This window comes from Burkholderia cepacia ATCC 25416, assembly GCF_001411495.1.
Lineage (GTDB): Bacteria > Pseudomonadota > Gammaproteobacteria > Burkholderiales > Burkholderiaceae > Burkholderia > Burkholderia cepacia.
Map to the genome: position 1 here is coordinate 1,437,718 of NZ_CP012981.1, position 18,274 is coordinate 1,455,991.

Consider the following 18,274-nt stretch of genomic DNA (forward strand, 5'->3'; position numbering starts at 1 on the left):
TAGTTTTGCCGAACGGCCGAGCGCGCGGGACCTGCAAGAATTACCGGCGCGCATGCAAAGTATCGGCGAATTCACGCGAAATTGCGGCGATCGACGGGCAAATCGCCGACAACGTCCGGGCTGCCGTTCGGACAGGTTACAGCGCGTCGAGCGTCTTTTTCAGCTCGGCCGGCTGGATTTGTCCCAATTTTGTCTCGCGAATCTTGCCGGTTTGGTCGATGACGACCGTAAACGGCAACGCGCCGGCGGTATTCCCGAAATTGCGGGCCAGATCGGCGCCCGCGTAACCGCTGACGAAGACGGGATAGTCGACCTTCACCTTCTGCAGAAAGTTCTTCACGTTCTGTTCGGAATCGACGCCGATCCCGATGAAACGGATGCCCTTCTGTTTGTATTGGTGCGACAGCGCCACGAGCTCCGGCATCTCCTCGACGCACGGGCCGCACCATGACGCCCAGAAATTGACGACGACCTTCTGGCCCTTGAAGGCGGACAGCGTGGCCGGCTTGCCGTCGACACCCGTCAGGGAGGCCGCCCACAACTGTTCGACCGGGCTGCCCTGTGCGGCGGGCGCGGCGACGGCGACCCCGTCATCGGCGGTGCCGCGGAACCAATGGCCGGCGGCGAGCCCGCCGGCAACGGCGGCGGCCGCGACGACCGCGAGCGCCAACATGCGTTTCATCATCATCGTTGAATCATTCCGGTTCGGAAGGGGCCTTGCCTGCTTCGACGAGCGCGCGCAGCGCGGCGGCATCCGCACGGGCGACCCGGCCGCGCGCGTCGGCCTTGACCGCGCCGCGCAGGTCGTCGCTCGCATAGAGCGCGAGATGGATGCCGATCGCATCCACGTCGCGCCGCGGGCGCCACAGGAAACTGAGCGTCTCGACGTCGGCGCGGCCCGCGAAATGCCGCGTCTCGGACACGTCGTACTGGACGTTCTGGTTCAGCAGGTAGATCGCGACGTCCTTCGGGTTGTCGGTGAATGCCTGCAAATGGATATCCGAATGCGCGTTCGCGGTGCCGTTCAGCACGGCACCCGTCACATAAGGATGGAACTCGGCGAGCCGGCGCATCCAGTCGAGCGCGACTTCGCGCAGGCGGCGCAGTTCGTCCGGCTGCGTGTCGCTCTGGAACAGCGCGAGATATTCGCGCAGTTCTTCCTCGATCTGGTCGTTATCCGGCAGCCATTCGCCTGCAACGCGCGAGTCGCCCAGCAACTGGCGCGCGGCCTTGCGTTTTGCGCCGGCATAGTCGAGGCCGTCCTCCGCGATCAGGCGGGCGGCGGACTGGGCAATTTCCTCGCGGAGGCGCCGCGGGTCGACAAGAGGTTTGCGAGACATGATCCGGCAATCATACTCGATCGCCGCGGCGCCCGAGCGCGGGTGCGGCGGCCTGCCGCCCGGCGTGCCGGCGCCGCTCGCGCGCATCGTTCGGGCCGCCGGGCACGGCAGGCCGTCAGTTACAATAGTGCTCTTTGTGTCGCGGCAAAAGCCGTTGGCCGGGCGCCGGCCGCGCGGCCCGTCCGGCGCGCCGCACACACATCTTTTCCGAATCGACGGCGCCCGGCGGCGCGAAAGCATTCATCTATGCACATCCACATTCTTGGCATCTGCGGCACCTTCATGGGCGGTCTCGCCGTACTCGCGCGCGAGGCGGGCCACACGGTGACGGGTTGCGACGCGGGCGTCTATCCGCCGATGAGCACGCAGCTCGAGGCGCAGGGCATCACGCTGATCGAGGGCTACGGCGCCGAGCAGATCGACCTGAAACCGGATCTGTTCGTGATCGGCAACGTCGTCACGCGCGGCAATCCGCTAATGGAGGCGATCCTCGATCGCGGCCTGCCTTATGTATCCGGCCCGCAATGGCTCGGCGAGCACGTGCTGGCCGGCAAGTGGGTGCTCGCGGTCGCAGGCACGCACGGCAAGACGACCACGTCGTCGATGCTCGCGTGGCTGCTGGAAGACTCCGGTCTGAACCCGGGCTTCCTGATCGGCGGTGTGCCGCTGAACTTCGGCGTGTCGGCGCGGCTCACCGATTCGAGCTTCTTCGTGATCGAGGCCGACGAATACGATACGGCGTTCTTCGACAAGCGCTCGAAGTTCGTCCACTACCGGCCGCGCACCGCGGTGCTGAACAACCTTGAGTTCGATCACGCCGACATCTTCCCCGATCTCGCCGCGATCGAGACGCAATTCCACCATCTCGTGCGTACCGTGCCCGGCGTCGGCAGAATCGTCACGAACGGCCGTTCCGACGCGCTCGAGCGCGTGCTGGCGCGCGGCTGCTGGAGCGAGGTCGAGCGGTTCGGCGTCGACGGCGGCTGGCAGGCGCTGCCGGCCGAGGACGGCGTGCCGGTCGACGAGCGCTTCGCGGTGTATTCGCACGCGGAACGCGTCGGCGAAGTCGCATGGCAGGTGCAGGGCGATCACAACCGGATGAACGCGCTCGCGGCGATCGCGGCCGCGCGCCACGTCGGCGTGCCGCCCGCGCAGGCCGCCGCGTCCCTCGCGTCGTTCCGCAACGTGAAGCGCCGCATGGAAGTGCGCGGCAGCGTGGACGGCGTGACCGTCTACGACGACTTCGCGCACCATCCGACCGCGATCGAAACCACGATCGCCGGCCTTCGTGCACGCATCGGCCGTCAGAATTCCCGCATTCTCGCCGTGCTCGAGCCGCGCTCGAACACGATGAAGCTCGGCGTGATGAAGTCGCAATTGCCGGCGAGCCTGGCCGACGCCGATCTCGTGTTCGGTTACGGCGCGCCGGCCGGGCGCGACGCGCTCGGCTGGAATCTGGCCGAGGCGCTGGCGCCGCTCGGCGACCGCGCGCACGCGTTCGACGACCTGCACCTGCTGGTGAAGTCCGTCGTCGCAGCCGCCCGCCCGGGCGACCACGTGCTCGTGATGAGCAACGGCGGCTTCGGCGGCGTCCATCAGAAGCTGCTCGATGCGCTCGGGAGCCGCTCGTGATCCTGTATCTGCACGGCTTCCGGTCGTCGCCGGAATCGCAGAAGTCGCGCCAGCTCGCCGCGCGCATGGCCGAGCTCGGCCGCAGCGGTGAGTGGCGGTGCCCGTCGCTGTCGGTGTCGCCGCTCGAAGCGATCGCGGTCGCGGAAGCCGAGGTGGCCGGCGCGCGCGACGTGACCGTCATCGGCAGCTCGCTCGGCGGCTATTACGCGACCTGGCTGGCCGAAAAACACGGCTGGAAGGCCGTGCTGCTGAATCCGGCCATCGTGCCGCAGCGCGATCTCGAGCAGCACCTGGGCGAACAGCCGCTGTGGCACGGCGGCGGCACGATCGTCGTCGAGCGCCATCACCTGCATGAGCTCGACGCGCTGCGCGTGCCGGCAATCACGCGTGCCGAACGCTACTATCTGTTCGCGGCGACCGGTGACGAAGTGCTCGATTACCGCGAGATGCTCGCGCACTACCCGGGCGCGAAGACGCGCGTGATCGAAGGCAGCGATCACGGGATCAGCGAATTTGCCGACTATGTCGACGACGTTCTCGCGTTTTGCGACGGAAAGACGTCTTAATCCGGCCACGTGCCGATCGAATTCCCATCATCATGCGGCGCCGCGGACGCGGCGCCCGGCAGTCTGAACGAGAGTACTGAGTGAACGTTTTCTTCGAGGAATCGGGCAGTTTCAAGGCGGGCAGCGTGCTGTCGCGCCAGGGCGACGCATTTCAGGTCGAGTTGCCCGGCGGGCGGCGGGCCAAGGTGCGCGCGAAAGACGTGCTGATCGAATTCGACAAGCCGGCCGCGGGCGAACTGATGCAGGAAGCCGACACGGCCGCGCAGCAGATCGACCTGGATTTCCTGTGGGAATGCGCGCCGACCGACGAGTTCGCGTATACGGCGCTGGCCGCGGAATACTTCGGCGCGACGTACGGCCCGGTGGAGCGTGCGGCGCTGGTGTTGCGACTGCACGGCTCGCCCGTCTACTTCCGCCGCAAGGGGCGCGGCCAGTACCAGCGCGCGCCGGAAGAGCAGCTCAAGATGGCGCTCGCGTCGCTCGAGCGCAAGCGCCAGCAGGCGCTCGTCCAGGCGCAGTACGAAGAGGAACTGAAGGCCGGCAAGCTGCCGGAAGCGTTCGCGGGCAAGGTGCTCGGGCTGCTGACGCGGCCGGACAAGAACGCGATCGAATACAAGGCGATGGAAGCGGCGGCCGGTGCGCGCGGCGTGTCGCCGGCGCGGCTGATGCTCGACTGCGGCGGCATCGCGTCGCCGCGCGCGCTGCACGAGGCGCGCTTCCTCGCGGAGTTCTTCCCGCACGGCACGGGCTTCCCGGCCGTCACGGTCGGCCCGCTGCCGGACGACCTGCCGCGCGCGGACGTCGAGGCGTTCTCGATCGACGACATCACGACGACCGAAATCGACGACGCATTCTCGGTCGAGCATCTCTCCGACGGCCGCGTGCGCATCGGTGTGCACATCGCGGCGCCGGCGCTCGGCATCGTGCGAGGCGACGCGATCGACGCGATCGCGCGCACGCGCCTGTCGACCGTCTACATGCCGGGCGACAAGATCACGATGCTGCCGGACGACGTCGTCGACGTGTTCACGCTGAAAGAGGGCGACTACCGCCCGGCACTGTCGCTGTACATCATCGTCAACCGCGAAACGCAGGAGATCGTCGCGAACGAGACGCGCGCCGAGCTCGTGTTCGTGAAGAACAACCTGCGGCACAACAACCTCGACGAGCTCGTCAACGAAGAGACGCTCGCGGCCGGCACCGGCGACTACCCGCACAAGGACGACATCGCCGTGCTGTGGCCGCTCGCGCAGGCGCTGTTCGAGAAGCGCCAGGTCGCGCGCGCGGGTTACGGCCTGAAGCGCGAGGTGCAGCGCAACACCGACTACAACTTCTACGTCGAAGGCGAGCACGTGACGATCACGCCGCGCCGCCGCGGCTCGCCGCTCGACCTGATCGTGTCGGAGCTCGCGATCCTCGCGAACTCGACCTGGGGCGCGTTCCTGCACGATCACACGGTGCCGGGCATCTATCGCTCGCAGCGCGGCTTCGGCGCACCGGGCCCGAAGCGCACGCGGATGCAGACGACGGCCGCGCCGCACGAAGGTCTCGGCGTCGCGCAGTACGCCTGGAGCACGTCGCCGCTGCGCCGCTACGTCGACCTCGTGAACCAGTGGCAGCTGCTCGCGTGCGTGCAGCACGGCGTCACCGCGAAGCTCGCCGCACCGTTCAAGCCGAAGGACGCCGACCTGTACGCGGTCGTGCAGGGCTTCGACGACACGTATACGGCCTACGCCGACTACCAGCGCCGGATGGAGTACTTCTGGTGCCTGCGCTGGCTCGCGCAGGAGCAGAAGAAGCAGGTCGTCGCGAGCGTGGTGAAGGGCGATCTCGTACGCCTCGAGGAAATTCCGCTGCTGCTGCACGTGCCGGGGCTCGGCGTGCATGCGCGCGGCACGCGCGTGCTGCTCGACGTGATGTCGCTCGACGAGCTGACGATCGAGGCATCGGTGCGGTTGCTGAACGTGCTCGATGCGCCGACCGTGACGAGCGGCGACGCGGCCGACGAAGAGGATGACGCCGAAGGCGGCGACGACACGCTGATCGACGCCGAAGACGCGACGGCCGAAACCGAGGCGGAAGCGCTGGCGGAGGCGGACGGCGCAGCAGCCGGCGAAGGTGGTGAAGGCGGCGAAGCCACGGGCGGCAACGCCGAAGAAGAGGGGCGCGCATCATGACCGCAGCTGCGTCGACGAGCGGCGCCGACCGCTATGTCGTGTTCGGCAACCCGGTGGCGCACAGCAAGTCGCCGTTCATCCACGCGCAGTTCGCCGCGCAGACGGGCGAGCCGGTCGAATACACGCACCGGCTCGCGCCGGTCGACGGTTTCGACGCTGCCGTGCGGGCATTCGTCGCCGAAGGCGGTCGCGGCGCGAACGTGACGGTGCCGTTCAAGCTCGAGGCGCATGCGCTTGCCGACACGCTGTCGCCGCGCGCGGCGGCGGCGGGCGCGGTGAATACGCTGCGCATCGACGCCGACGGCCGTATCCATGGCGACAACACCGACGGCGTCGGCCTCGTGCGCGACATCGAAGCGAATCTCGGCGTGTCGCTGGCGGGCGCGCGCATCCTGCTGCTCGGCGCGGGCGGCGCGGCGCGCGGTGTCGTGCTGCCGCTGCTCGACCGCGCGCCGCTGTCGATCACGATCGTGAACCGCACCGCGAGCAAGGCCGAGGCGCTCGTCGGCCAGTTCATGCAGGCCGCCCACGATGCGGGCTGCACGCTCGCGGGCGGCGGCCCGGACGTCGTGCGCGCGGAGCCATATGACGTGGTGATCAACGCGACGGCCGGCAGCCTCGATGCCGCGCTGCCGGAGTGCGACGCGGCCGCGTTCGGCGCGGGCACGCTCGCGTACGACATGATGTACGGCGCGCAGCCGACGGTGTTCATGCAGCATGCGGCGTCGCTCGGCGCGCGCACCGCCGACGGGCTCGGGATGCTCGTCGAGCAGGCGGCCGAATCGTTCTTCATCTGGCGCGGCGTGCGTCCGGACGGCGCACCGGTGCTGGCCGCGCTGCGCCAGGCGCTCGCGGCGAGCTGAACGGGGCGCGGCACGTGGTGGCGGTGAGCGGCACGCGGCACACGCGGACGGTGAGCCCGACGCGCTGGATCGTCTATGCGGGATCGGTGTTCGCGGGTGCGTGGCTCGCGACGCAACTGTTCTATCTCGTACAGATCGCGCTGTGGTCGTTCGTGAACCCGGGCTCGACCGCGTTCATGCGCACCGACGCGTGGTGGCTGTCGCGCGACAAGTCGCCCGCGCAGATCCAGCACCAGTGGGTGCCTTACGACCAGATCTCGCGCAACCTGAAGCGCGCGCTGATCGCGTCGGAAGACTCGACCTTCGCGACCAACAACGGCTACGACGTCGACGCGATCCTGCAGGCGTGGGAGAAGAACAAGGCGCGCGGCCGGATCGTCGCGGGCGGCTCGACGATCACGCAGCAGCTCGCGCGCAACCTGTTCCTGTCGCGCGAGAAGAGCTACATCCGCAAGGGGCAGGAGCTCATCATCACGTGGATGCTCGAAACGGTGCTCGACAAGGAGCGGATCTTCGAGATCTACCTGAATTCCGTCGAGTGGGGACGCGGCGTGTACGGTGCCGAGGCGGCCGCACGCTATTACTACCGGATTCCCGCGAGCCGGCTCGGCGCGTGGCAGTCGGCGCGCCTCGCGGTGATGCTGCCGAAGCCGCGCTGGTTCGACGCGCACCGCGGCTCGGCCTACCAGGCGCAGCGCGCGGCAGTCATCGCCCGCCGGATGGGCGCGGCCGAACTGCCGCAATCGGAGTGAACGGCGCGAGTGCGCCGTCACATTGACCGTTTCGACGCCCGTGCGCTGCACGCGGGTCGCTCGCGAGCCGTTTGTGCGCTGCAGCGCACGCGCGTCACGCGCATTTCGGGTCACATCCATTAGACGAATCCGTCTATTTCGCTTTGCTGAGCAATGCTCGCGATCACGCGCGTTTGTTGGCTGATATGGCACGAAATCCTGGAATTTTTAGTATTCCCGGGTAAACGCGAAAGTCCGTGAAAGGCACGTGAAATGCAACGTTTCGCGAACCGAAGCATTCCTGAAAGGTGTGCGCCGCACCGGCCGCCGGCCAAATATTTCAAAATTTTTCAAAGCTGACGGGCTCGCGTATATTGGCCAGCGCCTCGGCTTATCGGCCGCGATCGAGGCGGGGGGCGGCTTATCCGGCTGCTCGATACAAAAAACATCCGAGAGAAGGAAAGCAACGATGCCAGCGAGCAAAGCGAAGCTGTTGTTGGGAGTGGTGTTTTCTTCGCTGATTCTGACGGCCTGCAACGACGACGTGACATCGTCCGCTGCTGCCAGCGCCGACAACTCAGCCGATCCCGCCGGTCAGGTGGACAGGGCGTACAACGATCCGAACAGTTATTCGTCGAGCGCGAACGCGTCGCTCGACGCCTCCGCCGCGGTTGAAAAGGCCGCCGTCACGCATCACCAGATCACGCTGAACGGCAAGACGATCCGCTACACGGCCACGGCCGGCCACCTCGTCGCGCGCAATCCGCAGACGGGCGCGCCCGAAGCCTCGTTCTTCTATGTCGCCTATACGGCCGACAACCAGCCCGCGGCGAAGCGGCCCGTCACCTTCCTGTACAACGGCGGCCCCGGCTCGGCATCGGTGTGGCTGCACCTCGGCTCGTTCGGCCCGCGCCGGATCCAGACGGGTGACCCGAACGCGAACACGTCGACGTTCCCGTTCGTCGACAACCAGGAAAGCCTGCTCGACACGACCGACCTCGTGTTCGTCGATGCGATCGGCACCGGCTTCTCCGAAGCGATCGCGCCGAACACGAACCAGACGTTCTGGGGCGTCGACCAGGACGGCGGCGCGTTTCGCGATTTCGTCACGCGCTACCTCGCCGTGAACCAGCGCAGTGCATCGCCGAAATACCTGTTCGGCGAATCGTACGGCACGCCGCGCACCGACGTGCTCGCGAACCTGCTCGAGACCGCGGGCGTGAAGCTCGACGGCATCGTGCTGCAGTCGTCGATCCTGAACTACAACACGAACTGCGACATGGCGAGCGACTACATCGGCAACTCGAACAACGGGTCGAGCCCGGTGAGTTGCGCGGGTTTCGTGCCGTCGTATGGCACCGTCGGTGCGTACTACCAGCTCGACAACCCGAACCCGTCGAACCTGCCGCAGTATGCGGACCAGATGCGCCTGCTGACGGCCGGCAGCTACGCGCCCGCCGTGAACGCGTACCTGGCAAGCCATACGCCGCCGCCGCCGGCCCTCGTCACGACGATGGTGAATTCGACCGGCGTGAAGCAGTCGCTGTGGAATGCGGACTTCAACGTGATCCCGACCTTCTTCGACAACAGCTTCCAGCTGTCGCTGATCCCGGGCACGCTGATCGGCCGCTACGACGCGCGCGTGAACGTGCCGGTGTCGAGCCCGCTTGCCGCGGACGGCGATCCGTCGAGCTCGTTCATCACGAAGCCGTTCACCGACACGATCGGCAAGTACCTGCCGAACGAGCTGAAGTACACCGCGCAGTCGGCGTATTCGTTGAGCAGCAACGCGATCAACACGTGGGACTGGACGCACGACGGGCTCGCGATGCCCGACACGATCCCCGACCTCGCCGCGGCGCTGACGCTGAATCCGCAACTGAAGGTGCTGTCGCTGAACGGGTATCACGACATCGCGACGCCGTTCTACCAGACCGAGCTCGACCTCGCGCGGCTCGGGACGCAACCGAACCTGACGATCAGGGACTATCAGGGCGGACACATGGTCTATCTCGACGATACGTCGCGTCCGCAGGAGAAAGCCGACCTCGTGACCTTCTACAACGCGGCCGCGCACTGATGCTGCGCCGGCCGGCGACAGGCGCCCGCGGTGGCGCCGCGCCGGCCGTCGACGACCTCATTCCAGACTGGAGCCTGATATGAAGAATCGTTTCATCGTCGTTGCCGCGGCGCTCGCATGTGTCGGCGCCGCAGCATCCGTATCCGCGTTCGCGCAGGCGAGCGACGCCGCCGCGCCGGCGCGCGCGCGCCAGGCGCAGCTCGGCGATCCGTACGTGCCGCCGGCCGCGCGCAAGCCGACCGCCGGCACGCAGACGACGGGCGCCGCGCTGCATGCGCAGGTGGTGCGCAAGCTCGCGCGGCAGTTCAGCGCGGCCGACTCGCAGAACACGGGTTCGATCACCGAATCGCAGGCGCGCGCGGCCGGCCTCGGTTATGTCGCGAACCACTTCCGGCAGATCGACTCGAGCGGCAACGGCCGCGTGTCGTTCGCGGACGTACAGCGCTACATGCAGGCACGCAGCACGAGCCAGCAGTAAGCGCGGCGCGCGGTGAACCAACGGGGGCGGAACCTGCGACACGGCGGGTTCCGCCCCCGTGCACATGGCGCGGCCGTTACGGCCTGCCTGCCGCGGATTTCCGCCAAATTCTCATTATCTGGGCAACGCATTCAAATATTGGAGGCGAGTGCGTGCGCTCCTACAATCCGAAGCACATCGACAGCTTCGGACCCACGCATCGCGCGGCGCCCGACGCACACGGAGACACCTTCCATGAAGTTCGCCGGGCGCTTTATTCGGTGCATCGACCGCCGCCTCGCCGCGATGCCGGACGCAGTTCCGGCGTCGCGCGAACGGCTTCACCGGTTCCGTTGAAGAAGCCCGCCCCATGACCAAGATGCCCGACTCCCTTGCCCTCGACGCCCGGCGCGCGACGCCGGACGATGCGTCGCTGACCGACAGCATCGGCGCGACCAGCACGCCGCTCGATCTCGCTGCCCAGCAGGCCGGTACGCAGACGCTGCTGCGCGGTCTGGCGATCCTCGAGGCGATCGCGAACGGCGCGCGCGACATGCGCGCGATCGGCGCCGCGCTCGGCACGACGCGCAGCACGACGCATCGCCTCGTCAGCAGCCTCGTGCAGGCGCGCTACCTGCGGCAGGTGCAGGGCGGCTACCTGCTCGGCCCGAAGCTGATCGAGCTCGGCACGATCGCGCTCGAGCAGATGCCGCTCACCGCGGTCGCGCGCCCGCACCTCGAAGCGCTCGCGGAAGCGACGCTCGACACGATCCATCTCGGCGTGCGCGACGGCGACGACGTGCTGTACATCGACAAGATTCCCGGTACGCGCGGCCTCGAGATGCGCTCGCGCGTCGGCCACCGGATGCCGCTCGCGTCGACCGGCATCGGCAAGGCGATGATGCTCGACCTCGATCCCGACCTGTGGCGCTCGCTGTTCGAGGCCGCACGGCGCGCGCTGGCCGGCGTCAATTTCAAGCCCGACAACCGGCCCGAGACGAGCGCGTTCCTGCAGCGCATGGCCCATTACGCAGCGGGCGGCTATACGTTCGACCTCGAGGAGAACGAGGCGTCGATCCGCTGCGTGGCGGCGCCGATCCGTGACGCATCGGGCGCGGTCGTCGCGGCGGTGTCGGTGGCGAGCACGATTCCGTACATGCCGCACGACCGGATGGACGAACTGATTCCGCTCGTGCAGCGCGAAGCGCGAGCCATTTCCGCGGAACTGGGCTGGAGCCCGCCGCAGGGTACCCGCAGGATCAAACGATGACGACTTCGACCCGGCCCGTTCCGGATGCCACCTCCGCCACCCCGTCGCTGATCGCGCTCGACTGGGGCACGACCTCGCTGCGCGCGTATCTGTACGACGCGCACGGCGCGCTCATCGACACGCGCAGCCGTCCGGCGGGCGTCATGCATGTGCCGGGCGGCGGCGCGCGCGCGTTCGACGCGGTGTTCGAGGAAGCCTGCGGCGACTGGCTCGACCGCTCGCCCGGCCTGCCGGTGCTCGCCGCCGGGATGGTCGGCAGCGCACAGGGCTGGCGCGAGGCGCCGTATGTCGCGGTGCCGGCCGGCGCCGACGCGCTCGTCGCGGGCCTCATCACGGTGACGACCTCGCGCGGGGCGACGATCTCGATCGTGCCGGGCGTGATCGCCACGGGCGAATTGCCCGACGTGATGCGCGGCGAAGAAACGCAGATAGTCGGCGCACTCGCGAGCGATCCCACGCTTGGCGCCGATCGTTCAGGGGTACTGATCGGCCTGCCGGGCACGCATGCGAAATGGGCGTGGGTGACGGACGGGCTGATCGAGCGGTTCCAGACCTTCATGACCGGCGAGCTGTTCGCGGTGCTGCGCGACCACACGATCCTCGGCCGCACGATGCGCGCCGGTGCGTCGCCCGATCGCGCGGCGTTCGTGCGCGGCGTATCGGTCGCGCGCGGCGCGCGGCACACGGGTCTGCTCGCGACGATTTTCAGCACGCGCACGCTCGGCCTGACCGACCGGCTCGCGCCCGATGCGCAGGGCGACTACCTGTCCGGCCTGCTGATCGGCCATGAGCTCAACGCGCTCGACGCGATGCTCGCGGAGCGCGGCATCGCGCTCGCGGACCAGCCGCTGCTGCTGATCGGCAACGACGGCCTGTGCGCGCGCTACGCCGATGCGCTCCAGGAATTCGGCCACCCGCCCGCGCGAGTCGTCGCGCATGCGACCGAGCGCGGCCTGTGGCGGATCGCGTCACGCGCCGGGCTCGTGCGCGCGGACGGCGAGCCCGTCTGCGCCGACCAATGAACCGATTGCAGAGGAACCCCTGATGCCGTCCGACCTTACGCTACCCGCGCCGTACACGCCTCACGCCGCGCTGATGCGCGCGTTCGACGCGTGTCCGCTGATCGCGATCCTGCGCGGGATCACGCCCGCCGAAGCGGCCGACCACGGCCGTGCGCTGTACGAAGCCGGCTTCCGGATCGTCGAGGTGCCGCTCAATTCGCCGGAGCCGTTCGGCAGCATCGCGGCGCTGCGGCGCGCGCTGCCCGACGACGCGATCGTCGGCGCGGGCACGGTGCTGCGCGCGGAGTATGTCGATCGCGTGCAGGATGCGGGCGGCTCGCTGATCGTGATGCCGCACAGCGACGCGGCCGTGATCCGCCGCGCACGCGAGCGCGGCCTCGCGAGCGCGCCGGGTGTCGCGACGCCGACGGAAGCGTTCGCGGCGCTCGCGAACGGCGCGGACGTGCTGAAGATGTTCCCGGCCGAGCAGCTGGGCGTGGTCGTCGTGAAGGCGTGGCGCGCGGTGATCGACCGCGCGGTGCCGCTGATCCCGGTCGGCGGGATTGCACCCGACAACATGCAGCCGTTCCTCGCGGCCGGCGCGAACGGCTTCGGGCTCGGTTCGGCGCTGTACCGGCCCGGCCAGCCGGCCGACGAGACTGCCGCGAACGCGCGTGCGTTCCAGGCCGGCCTGTGCGCGGCGCGCGGCGGAGCCGCATGATGGGCCGCCTCGCGGACAAGGTCGCGATGGTGACGGGCGCGGGCCGAGGCATCGGCGCCGCGATCGCCCGCGCGTTCGTTCGCGAGGGCGCGGCCGTCGCGCTCGTCGATCTCGACCTCCCGCAGGCGCAGCACACGGCTGCCGGGATTGCACACGACATCGCCGGCGCGCGCGTGCTGGCGCTGCAGGCGGATGTCGCGCGCCAGGATGCGGTGCGCGATGCCGTGGCGCGGACCGAGGCGGCGTTCGGCCCGCTCGACGTGCTCGTGAACAACGCGGGCATCAACGTGTTCGCCGATCCGCTGACGATGACCGACGACGACTGGCGCCGCTGCTTCGCGGTCGACCTCGACGGCGTGTGGCACGGCTGCCGCGCGGCGCTGGAAGGGATGGTCGAACGCGGTCGCGGCAGCATCGTGAACATCGCGTCGACGCATGCATTCAGGATCATCCCGGGCTGCTTTCCGTACCCGGTCGCGAAGCACGGTGTACTCGGTCTCACGCGTGCGCTCGGCATCGAATACGCGGCGCGCAACGTCCGCGTGAACGCGATCGCGCCGGGCTACATCGAGACGCAGCTCACGCGCGACTGGTGGGACGCGCAGCCCGATCCGGCCGCCGCGCGCGCCGAGACGCTCGCGCTGCAGCCGATGAAGCGGATCGGCCGGCCCGAGGAGGTCGCGATGACGGCCGTGTTCCTGGCGTCCGACGAGGCGCCGTTCATCAATGCCGCATGCATCACCGTCGACGGCGGGCGTGCGGCGCTGTACCACGACTGACACGATTGACGTAGCGATTCGAAAGACCGCACGTGCGACGGCCGCGCGCACGCTGCGTCGAAACCAACAAGCGGCTGCATCCTGTTCGATGAAGACAAGGAGACACTGGAGATGAAACGCAGAACGTTCGTAACGCTGGCCGCCGCTGCCGCGGTGGTGATCGGGAGCCCGGTTGCGCATGCGGCCGATCCGGTCAAGATCGGCTTCCTGGTGAAGCAGCCGGAAGAGCCGTGGTTCCAGGACGAGTGGAAGTTCGCCGAGATGGCGGCGAAGGCGAAAGGCTTCACGCTCGTGAAGATCGGTGCGCCGTCCGGCGAGAAGGTGATGAGCGCGATCGACAACCTGTCCGCTCAGAAGGCGCAGGGCTTCATCATCTGCACGCCCGACGTGAAGCTCGGGCCGGGCATCGTCGCGAAGGCGAAGTCGCACAACCTGAAGATGATGACGGTCGACGACCGCCTCGTCGACGGCGCGGGCAAGCCGATCGAGTCGGTGCCGCACATGGGGATCTCCGCGTACAACATCGGCAAGCAGGTCGGCGACGGCATCGCGGCCGAGATCAAGAAGCGCGGCTGGGACATGAAGGACGTCGGCGCGATCGACATCACCTACGAGCAGTTGCCGACCGCGCACGACCGCACGAGCGGCGCGACCGACGCGCTGGTGGCCGCCGGCTTCCCGAAGGCGAACGTGATCGCCGCGCCGCAGGCGAAGACCGACACGGAGAACGCGTTCAACGCGGCGAACATCGCGCTCACGAAGAACCCGCAGTTCAAGCACTGGGTGGCGTACGGCCTGAACGACGAGGCCGTGCTCGGCGCGGTGCGCGCGGCCGAAGGGCGCGGCTTCAAGGCCGACAACATGATCGGCATCGGCATCGGCGGCTCCGATTCGGCGCTGAACGAGTTCAAGAAGCCGCAGCCGACGGGCTTCTACGGCACCGTGATCATCAGCCCGAAGCGCCACGGCGAGGAAACCTCCGACCTGATGTACGCGTGGATCACGCAGGGCAAGGCACCGCCGGCGCTGACGCTGACGACGGGCATGCTCGCGACGCGCGACAACGTGTCGAAGGTGCGCGACGAGATGGGGCTCGCGTCGAAGTAAGCGGCCCGCCGGCTGCCGCGGCGATGCGGCGGCCGGCGGTCGATCGATTCCGGAAGTGGAGAGGCGACGTGTCAGCGGCACTGCGTTTTGACAATATCGGCAAGGTATTTCCCGGCGTGCGCGCACTCGACGGCATCTCGTTCGACGTGCATGCGGGCGAGGTGCATGGCCTGATGGGCGAGAACGGCGCGGGCAAGTCGACGCTGCTGAAGATTCTCGGCGGCGAATACCAGCCCGATGCGGGCAGCGTGCTGGTCGACGGCCAGCCCGTGCAGTTCGCGAATGCGGCCGCGTCGATCGCGGCCGGCATCGCGGTGATTCACCAGGAGCTGCAGTACGTGCCCGACCTGACGGTCGCGGAAAACCTGCTGCTCGGCCGCCTGCCGAATGCGTTCGGCTGGGTGAGGAAGCGCGAGGCGAAGCGCTACGTGCGCGAGCGGCTCGCGGCGATGGGTGTCGATCTCGATCCCGATGCGAAGCTCGGGCGGCTGTCGATCGCGCAGCGGCAGATGGTCGAGATCTGCAAGGCGCTGATGCGCAATGCGCGCGTGATCGCGCTCGACGAACCGACCAGTTCGCTGTCGCATCGCGAGACCGAGGTGCTGTTCAAGCTCGTCGACGACCTGCGCGCGCAGGGCCGCGCGCTGATCTACATCTCGCACCGGATGGACGAGATCTACCGGCTCTGCAATGCGTGCACGATCTTCCGCGACGGGCGCAAGATCGCGTCGCACGAATCGCTCGCCGACGTCCCGCGCGAACGGCTCGTCGCCGAAATGGTCGGGCGCGAGATTTCGGATATCTACCATTACGCGCCGCGCACGCTCGGCGACGTGCGGTTCTCCGCCGAAGGCGTCGACGGCCATGCCCTGCGCGAACCCGCGAGCTTCTCGGTGCGCGCGGGCGAGATCGTCGGCTTCTTCGGGCTGGTCGGCGCGGGCCGCAGCGAGCTGATGCGGCTCGTGTACGGCGCGGACCACCGGCGCGCGGGCGTGCTGACGCTCGACGGCGCGCGCATCGACGTGAAGCGCACCGGCGACGCGATCCGCCACGGCATCGTGCTGTGCCCCGAGGATCGCAAGGAAGAAGGGATCATCGCGATCGCGTCGGTCGCGGAGAACATCAACATCAGCTGCCGCCGCCATTCGTTGCGCGCGGGGCTGTTCATCAACCGCAAGGCCGAAAGCGAAACCGCCGACCGTTTCATCCAGCGGCTCAAGATCAAGACGCCGAACCGGCGCCAGAAGATCCGCTTCCTGTCGGGCGGCAACCAGCAGAAGGCGATCCTGTCGCGCTGGCTCGCGGAGCCCGACCTGAAGGTCGTGATCCTCGACGAGCCGACGCGCGGGATCGACGTCGGCGCGAAGCACGAGATCTACGACGTGATCTACCGGCTCGCGGAGCGCGGCTGCGCGATCGTGATGGTGTCGTCGGAGCTGCCGGAAGTGCTCGGCGTGTCCGACCGCATCGTCGTGATGCGCGAAGGCCGGATCGCGGGCGAGCTGCCGCGCGAACGGGCGAACGAGCACGCGGTGCTGAGCCTGGCGCTGCCGCAGACGAGCGCCGTCGAGGCGGCCTGACGCGGGACACGACAATCGAATCGGACGCGCGGCACGGGCCGCGCGATGCAGGAGCAGGAGACACAATCATGCAAGTCAACGAAAACCTCGGCAGCGCCGCCGTGAAGCCCACGGCCGACGCGCTGGTGCCGCAGCAGAGCGACCGCCAGAAGTGGTGGCAGCACCTGACCGAATACAGCCTGATCGCGATCTTCGCGGTGATGTTCATCACGATGTCGCTGACGGTCGATCACTTCTTCTCGATCGACAACATGCTCGGCCTCGCGCTGTCGATCTCGCAGATCGGCATGGTCGCGTGCACGATGATGTTCTGTCTGGCGTCGCGCGACTTCGACCTGTCGATCGGCTCGACCGTCGCGTTCTCGGGCGTGCTGTGCGCGATGGTGCTGAACGCGACCGACAACACGTTCGTCGCGATCGTCGCCGCGGTCGCGGCCGGCGCCGCGATCGGCTTCGTGAACGGCGCGGTGATCGCGTACCTGCGCATCAACGCGCTGATCACGACGCTCGCGACGATGGAGATCGTGCGCGGGCTCGGCTTCATCGTGTCGAAGGGGCAGGCGGTCGGCGTGTCGTCGGATACGTTCATCGGGCTCGGCGGGCTCACGCTCTTCGGTGTGTCGCTGCCGATCTGGGTCACGCTGCTGTGCTTCATCGCGTTCGGCGTGCTGTTGAACCAGACGGTGTATGGCCGCAACACGCTCGCGATCGGCGGCAATCCCGAGGCATCGCGTCTCGCGGGGATCAACGTCGAACGCACGCGCGTGTACATCTTCCTGATCCAGGGCGCGGTGACGGCGCTCGCGGGCGTGATCCTCGCGTCGCGCATCACGTCGGGCCAGCCGAACGCCGCGCAGGGCTTCGAGCTGAATGTGATCTCCGCGTGCGTGCTCGGCGGCGTGTCGCTGATGGGCGGCCGCGCGACGATCTCGGGCGTCGTGATCGGCGTGCTGATCATGGGCACCGTCGAGAACGTGATGAACCTGCTGAACATCGATGCGTTCTACCAGTACCTGGTGCGCGGCGCGATCCTGCTCGCGGCCGTGCTGCTCGACCAGCTGAAGAACCGCGGCGTACGCGACTGACCCCGGCCTGCCCTGACGGAGACGAACCGCATGACCATCGACACTTCCGCGCACGACGCGCACACCACGAGCCACGCGCGCTATGCACGGTATCCGAGCCTCGAGGATCGCGCGGTGCTGATCACGGGCGGCGCGACCGGCATCGGCGCGGCGTTCGTCGAACACTTCGCGTTGCAGGGCGCACGCGTCGCGTTCGTCGACCTCGACGCGAGCGCCGGCGCCGCGCTGGCGGACAGCCTCGCGCACGTACGCCATGCGCCGCTGTTCATCCAGTGCGACCTGACCGACGTCGGCGCGCTGCGCCATGCGATCGACGCGATCCGCGCGCGCATCGGCGCGATCGCGGTGCTCGTGAACAACGCGGCGAACGACGCGCGCCACGCGATCGGCGACGTGACGCCCGAATCGTTCGACGCGGGCATCGCGGTGAACCTGCGTCACCAGTTCTTCGCCGCGCAGGCGGTGATCGACGACATGAAGCAGCAGGGCGGCGGCGCGATCATCAATCTCGGCTCGATCAGCTGGATGCTGAAGAACGGCGGTTATCCCGTCTACGTGATGGCGAAGGCGGCCGTGCAGGGGCTGACGCGCGGTCTTGCGCGCGACCTCGGCCCGTTCGGCATCCGCGTGAATTCGCTGGTGCCGGGCTGGGTGATGACCGACAAGCAGCGCCGGCTGTGGCTCGACGACGCGGGCCGCGCGGCGATCAAGGCCGGCCAGTGCATCGACGCCGAACTGCTGCCCGCCGATCTCGCGCGGATGGCGCTGTTCCTCGCGGCCGACGACAGCCGGATGATCACCGCGCAGGACGTGATCGTCGACGGCGGCTGGGCCTGACCGTTCGCACGACCCGCATTGTTTCTTCGACGAAGGAAAGGAGTTCAT

General features: G+C 68.3%; 17 protein-coding genes. 15 read left to right on the top strand and 2 right to left on the bottom strand.

Translation table 11 applies throughout. The annotated features are described in order from the left end of the window. Positions 1-136 precede the first annotated feature (136 nt). Entirely contained in the window at positions 137-688 is a 552-nt protein-coding gene (locus APZ15_RS06595) for a TlpA family protein disulfide reductase (RefSeq protein WP_021161888.1), read from the bottom strand. A 7-nt stretch (positions 689-695) separates the two neighbouring features. Then, the gene (locus tag APZ15_RS06600) at positions 696-1,340 is read right to left on the bottom strand and encodes a hypothetical protein (RefSeq protein ID WP_027788425.1); all 645 of its coding nucleotides are present in this window, start codon (positions 1,338-1,340) and stop codon (positions 696-698) included. A gap of 42 nt (positions 1,341-1,382) precedes the next feature. Between APZ15_RS06600 and mpl the strand changes: the two genes are divergently transcribed. The 15 genes from mpl to APZ15_RS06675 all read left to right on the top strand — a co-directional run bounded on the left by mpl (position 1,383) and on the right by APZ15_RS06675 (position 18,226). Then, a complete protein-coding gene (gene mpl, locus APZ15_RS06605; RefSeq protein ID WP_224052407.1) occupies positions 1,383-2,972 on the top strand; it encodes a UDP-N-acetylmuramate:L-alanyl-gamma-D-glutamyl-meso-diaminopimelate ligase in 1,590 nt (529 codons plus the stop codon). Next, entirely contained in the window at positions 2,969-3,538 is a 570-nt protein-coding gene (locus APZ15_RS06610) for a YqiA/YcfP family alpha/beta fold hydrolase (RefSeq protein WP_021161885.1), read from the top strand. The genes mpl and APZ15_RS06610 overlap by 4 nt, the downstream gene beginning before the upstream one ends. An 80-nt stretch (positions 3,539-3,618) precedes the next feature. Continuing rightward, positions 3,619-5,715: a ribonuclease catalytic domain-containing protein gene (locus APZ15_RS06615; protein ID WP_027788423.1), complete on the top strand. Its 2,097-nt coding sequence runs from the start codon at positions 3,619-3,621 to the stop codon at positions 5,713-5,715. Continuing rightward, positions 5,712-6,578, top strand: a complete 867-nt coding sequence (aroE, locus tag APZ15_RS06620) for a shikimate dehydrogenase (RefSeq protein WP_027788422.1) — start codon at positions 5,712-5,714, stop codon at positions 6,576-6,578. The genes APZ15_RS06615 and aroE overlap by 4 nt, the downstream gene beginning before the upstream one ends. 14 nt (positions 6,579-6,592) lie before the next feature. After that, positions 6,593-7,330 (top strand): monofunctional biosynthetic peptidoglycan transglycosylase, encoded by a 738-nt coding sequence (gene mtgA, locus APZ15_RS06625; protein WP_027788421.1) that lies wholly within the window; start codon positions 6,593-6,595, stop codon positions 7,328-7,330. Between the two features lie 448 nt (positions 7,331-7,778). Beyond that, positions 7,779-9,389, top strand: a complete 1,611-nt coding sequence (locus APZ15_RS06630; RefSeq protein WP_027788420.1) for a S10 family peptidase — start codon at positions 7,779-7,781, stop codon at positions 9,387-9,389. Positions 9,390-9,468: 79 nt separating this feature from the next. Continuing rightward, positions 9,469-9,867, top strand: a complete 399-nt coding sequence (locus tag APZ15_RS06635; protein WP_027788419.1) for an EF-hand domain-containing protein — start codon at positions 9,469-9,471, stop codon at positions 9,865-9,867. A gap of 349 nt (positions 9,868-10,216) precedes the next feature. After that, positions 10,217-11,116 carry an IclR family transcriptional regulator gene (locus APZ15_RS06640; RefSeq protein ID WP_021161879.1) on the top strand — a complete coding sequence of 300 codons (900 nt, stop codon included), beginning with the start codon at positions 10,217-10,219 and terminating at the stop codon, positions 11,114-11,116. Continuing rightward, the gene (locus APZ15_RS06645; protein ID WP_027788418.1) at positions 11,113-12,138 is read left to right on the top strand and encodes a 2-dehydro-3-deoxygalactonokinase; all 1,026 of its coding nucleotides are present in this window, start codon (positions 11,113-11,115) and stop codon (positions 12,136-12,138) included. Before APZ15_RS06640 ends, APZ15_RS06645 begins: the two co-directional genes overlap by 4 nt. Before the next feature lie 22 nt (positions 12,139-12,160). After that, positions 12,161-12,838, top strand: a complete 678-nt coding sequence (locus APZ15_RS06650; RefSeq protein WP_027788417.1) for a 2-dehydro-3-deoxy-6-phosphogalactonate aldolase — start codon at positions 12,161-12,163, stop codon at positions 12,836-12,838. Further along, positions 12,838-13,617 carry an SDR family oxidoreductase gene (locus tag APZ15_RS06655; protein ID WP_027788416.1) on the top strand — a complete coding sequence of 260 codons (780 nt, stop codon included), beginning with the start codon at positions 12,838-12,840 and terminating at the stop codon, positions 13,615-13,617. The genes APZ15_RS06650 and APZ15_RS06655 overlap by 1 nt, the downstream gene beginning before the upstream one ends. A gap of 111 nt (positions 13,618-13,728) precedes the next feature. Next, the gene (locus tag APZ15_RS06660) at positions 13,729-14,724 is read left to right on the top strand and encodes an arabinose ABC transporter substrate-binding protein (RefSeq protein WP_027788415.1); all 996 of its coding nucleotides are present in this window, start codon (positions 13,729-13,731) and stop codon (positions 14,722-14,724) included. A 68-nt stretch (positions 14,725-14,792) separates the two neighbouring features. Further along, complete coding sequence (gene araG, locus APZ15_RS06665) at positions 14,793-16,304, top strand: L-arabinose ABC transporter ATP-binding protein AraG (RefSeq protein ID WP_027788414.1); 1,512 nt, start codon at positions 14,793-14,795, stop codon at positions 16,302-16,304. 68 nt (positions 16,305-16,372) lie between these two features. Then, positions 16,373-17,389 (top strand): L-arabinose ABC transporter permease AraH, encoded by a 1,017-nt coding sequence (gene araH / locus APZ15_RS06670; protein ID WP_027788413.1) that lies wholly within the window; start codon positions 16,373-16,375, stop codon positions 17,387-17,389. A 30-nt stretch (positions 17,390-17,419) separates the two neighbouring features. After that, entirely contained in the window at positions 17,420-18,226 is an 807-nt protein-coding gene (locus APZ15_RS06675) for an SDR family NAD(P)-dependent oxidoreductase (protein WP_027788412.1), read from the top strand. Positions 18,227-18,274 lie beyond the last annotated feature (48 nt).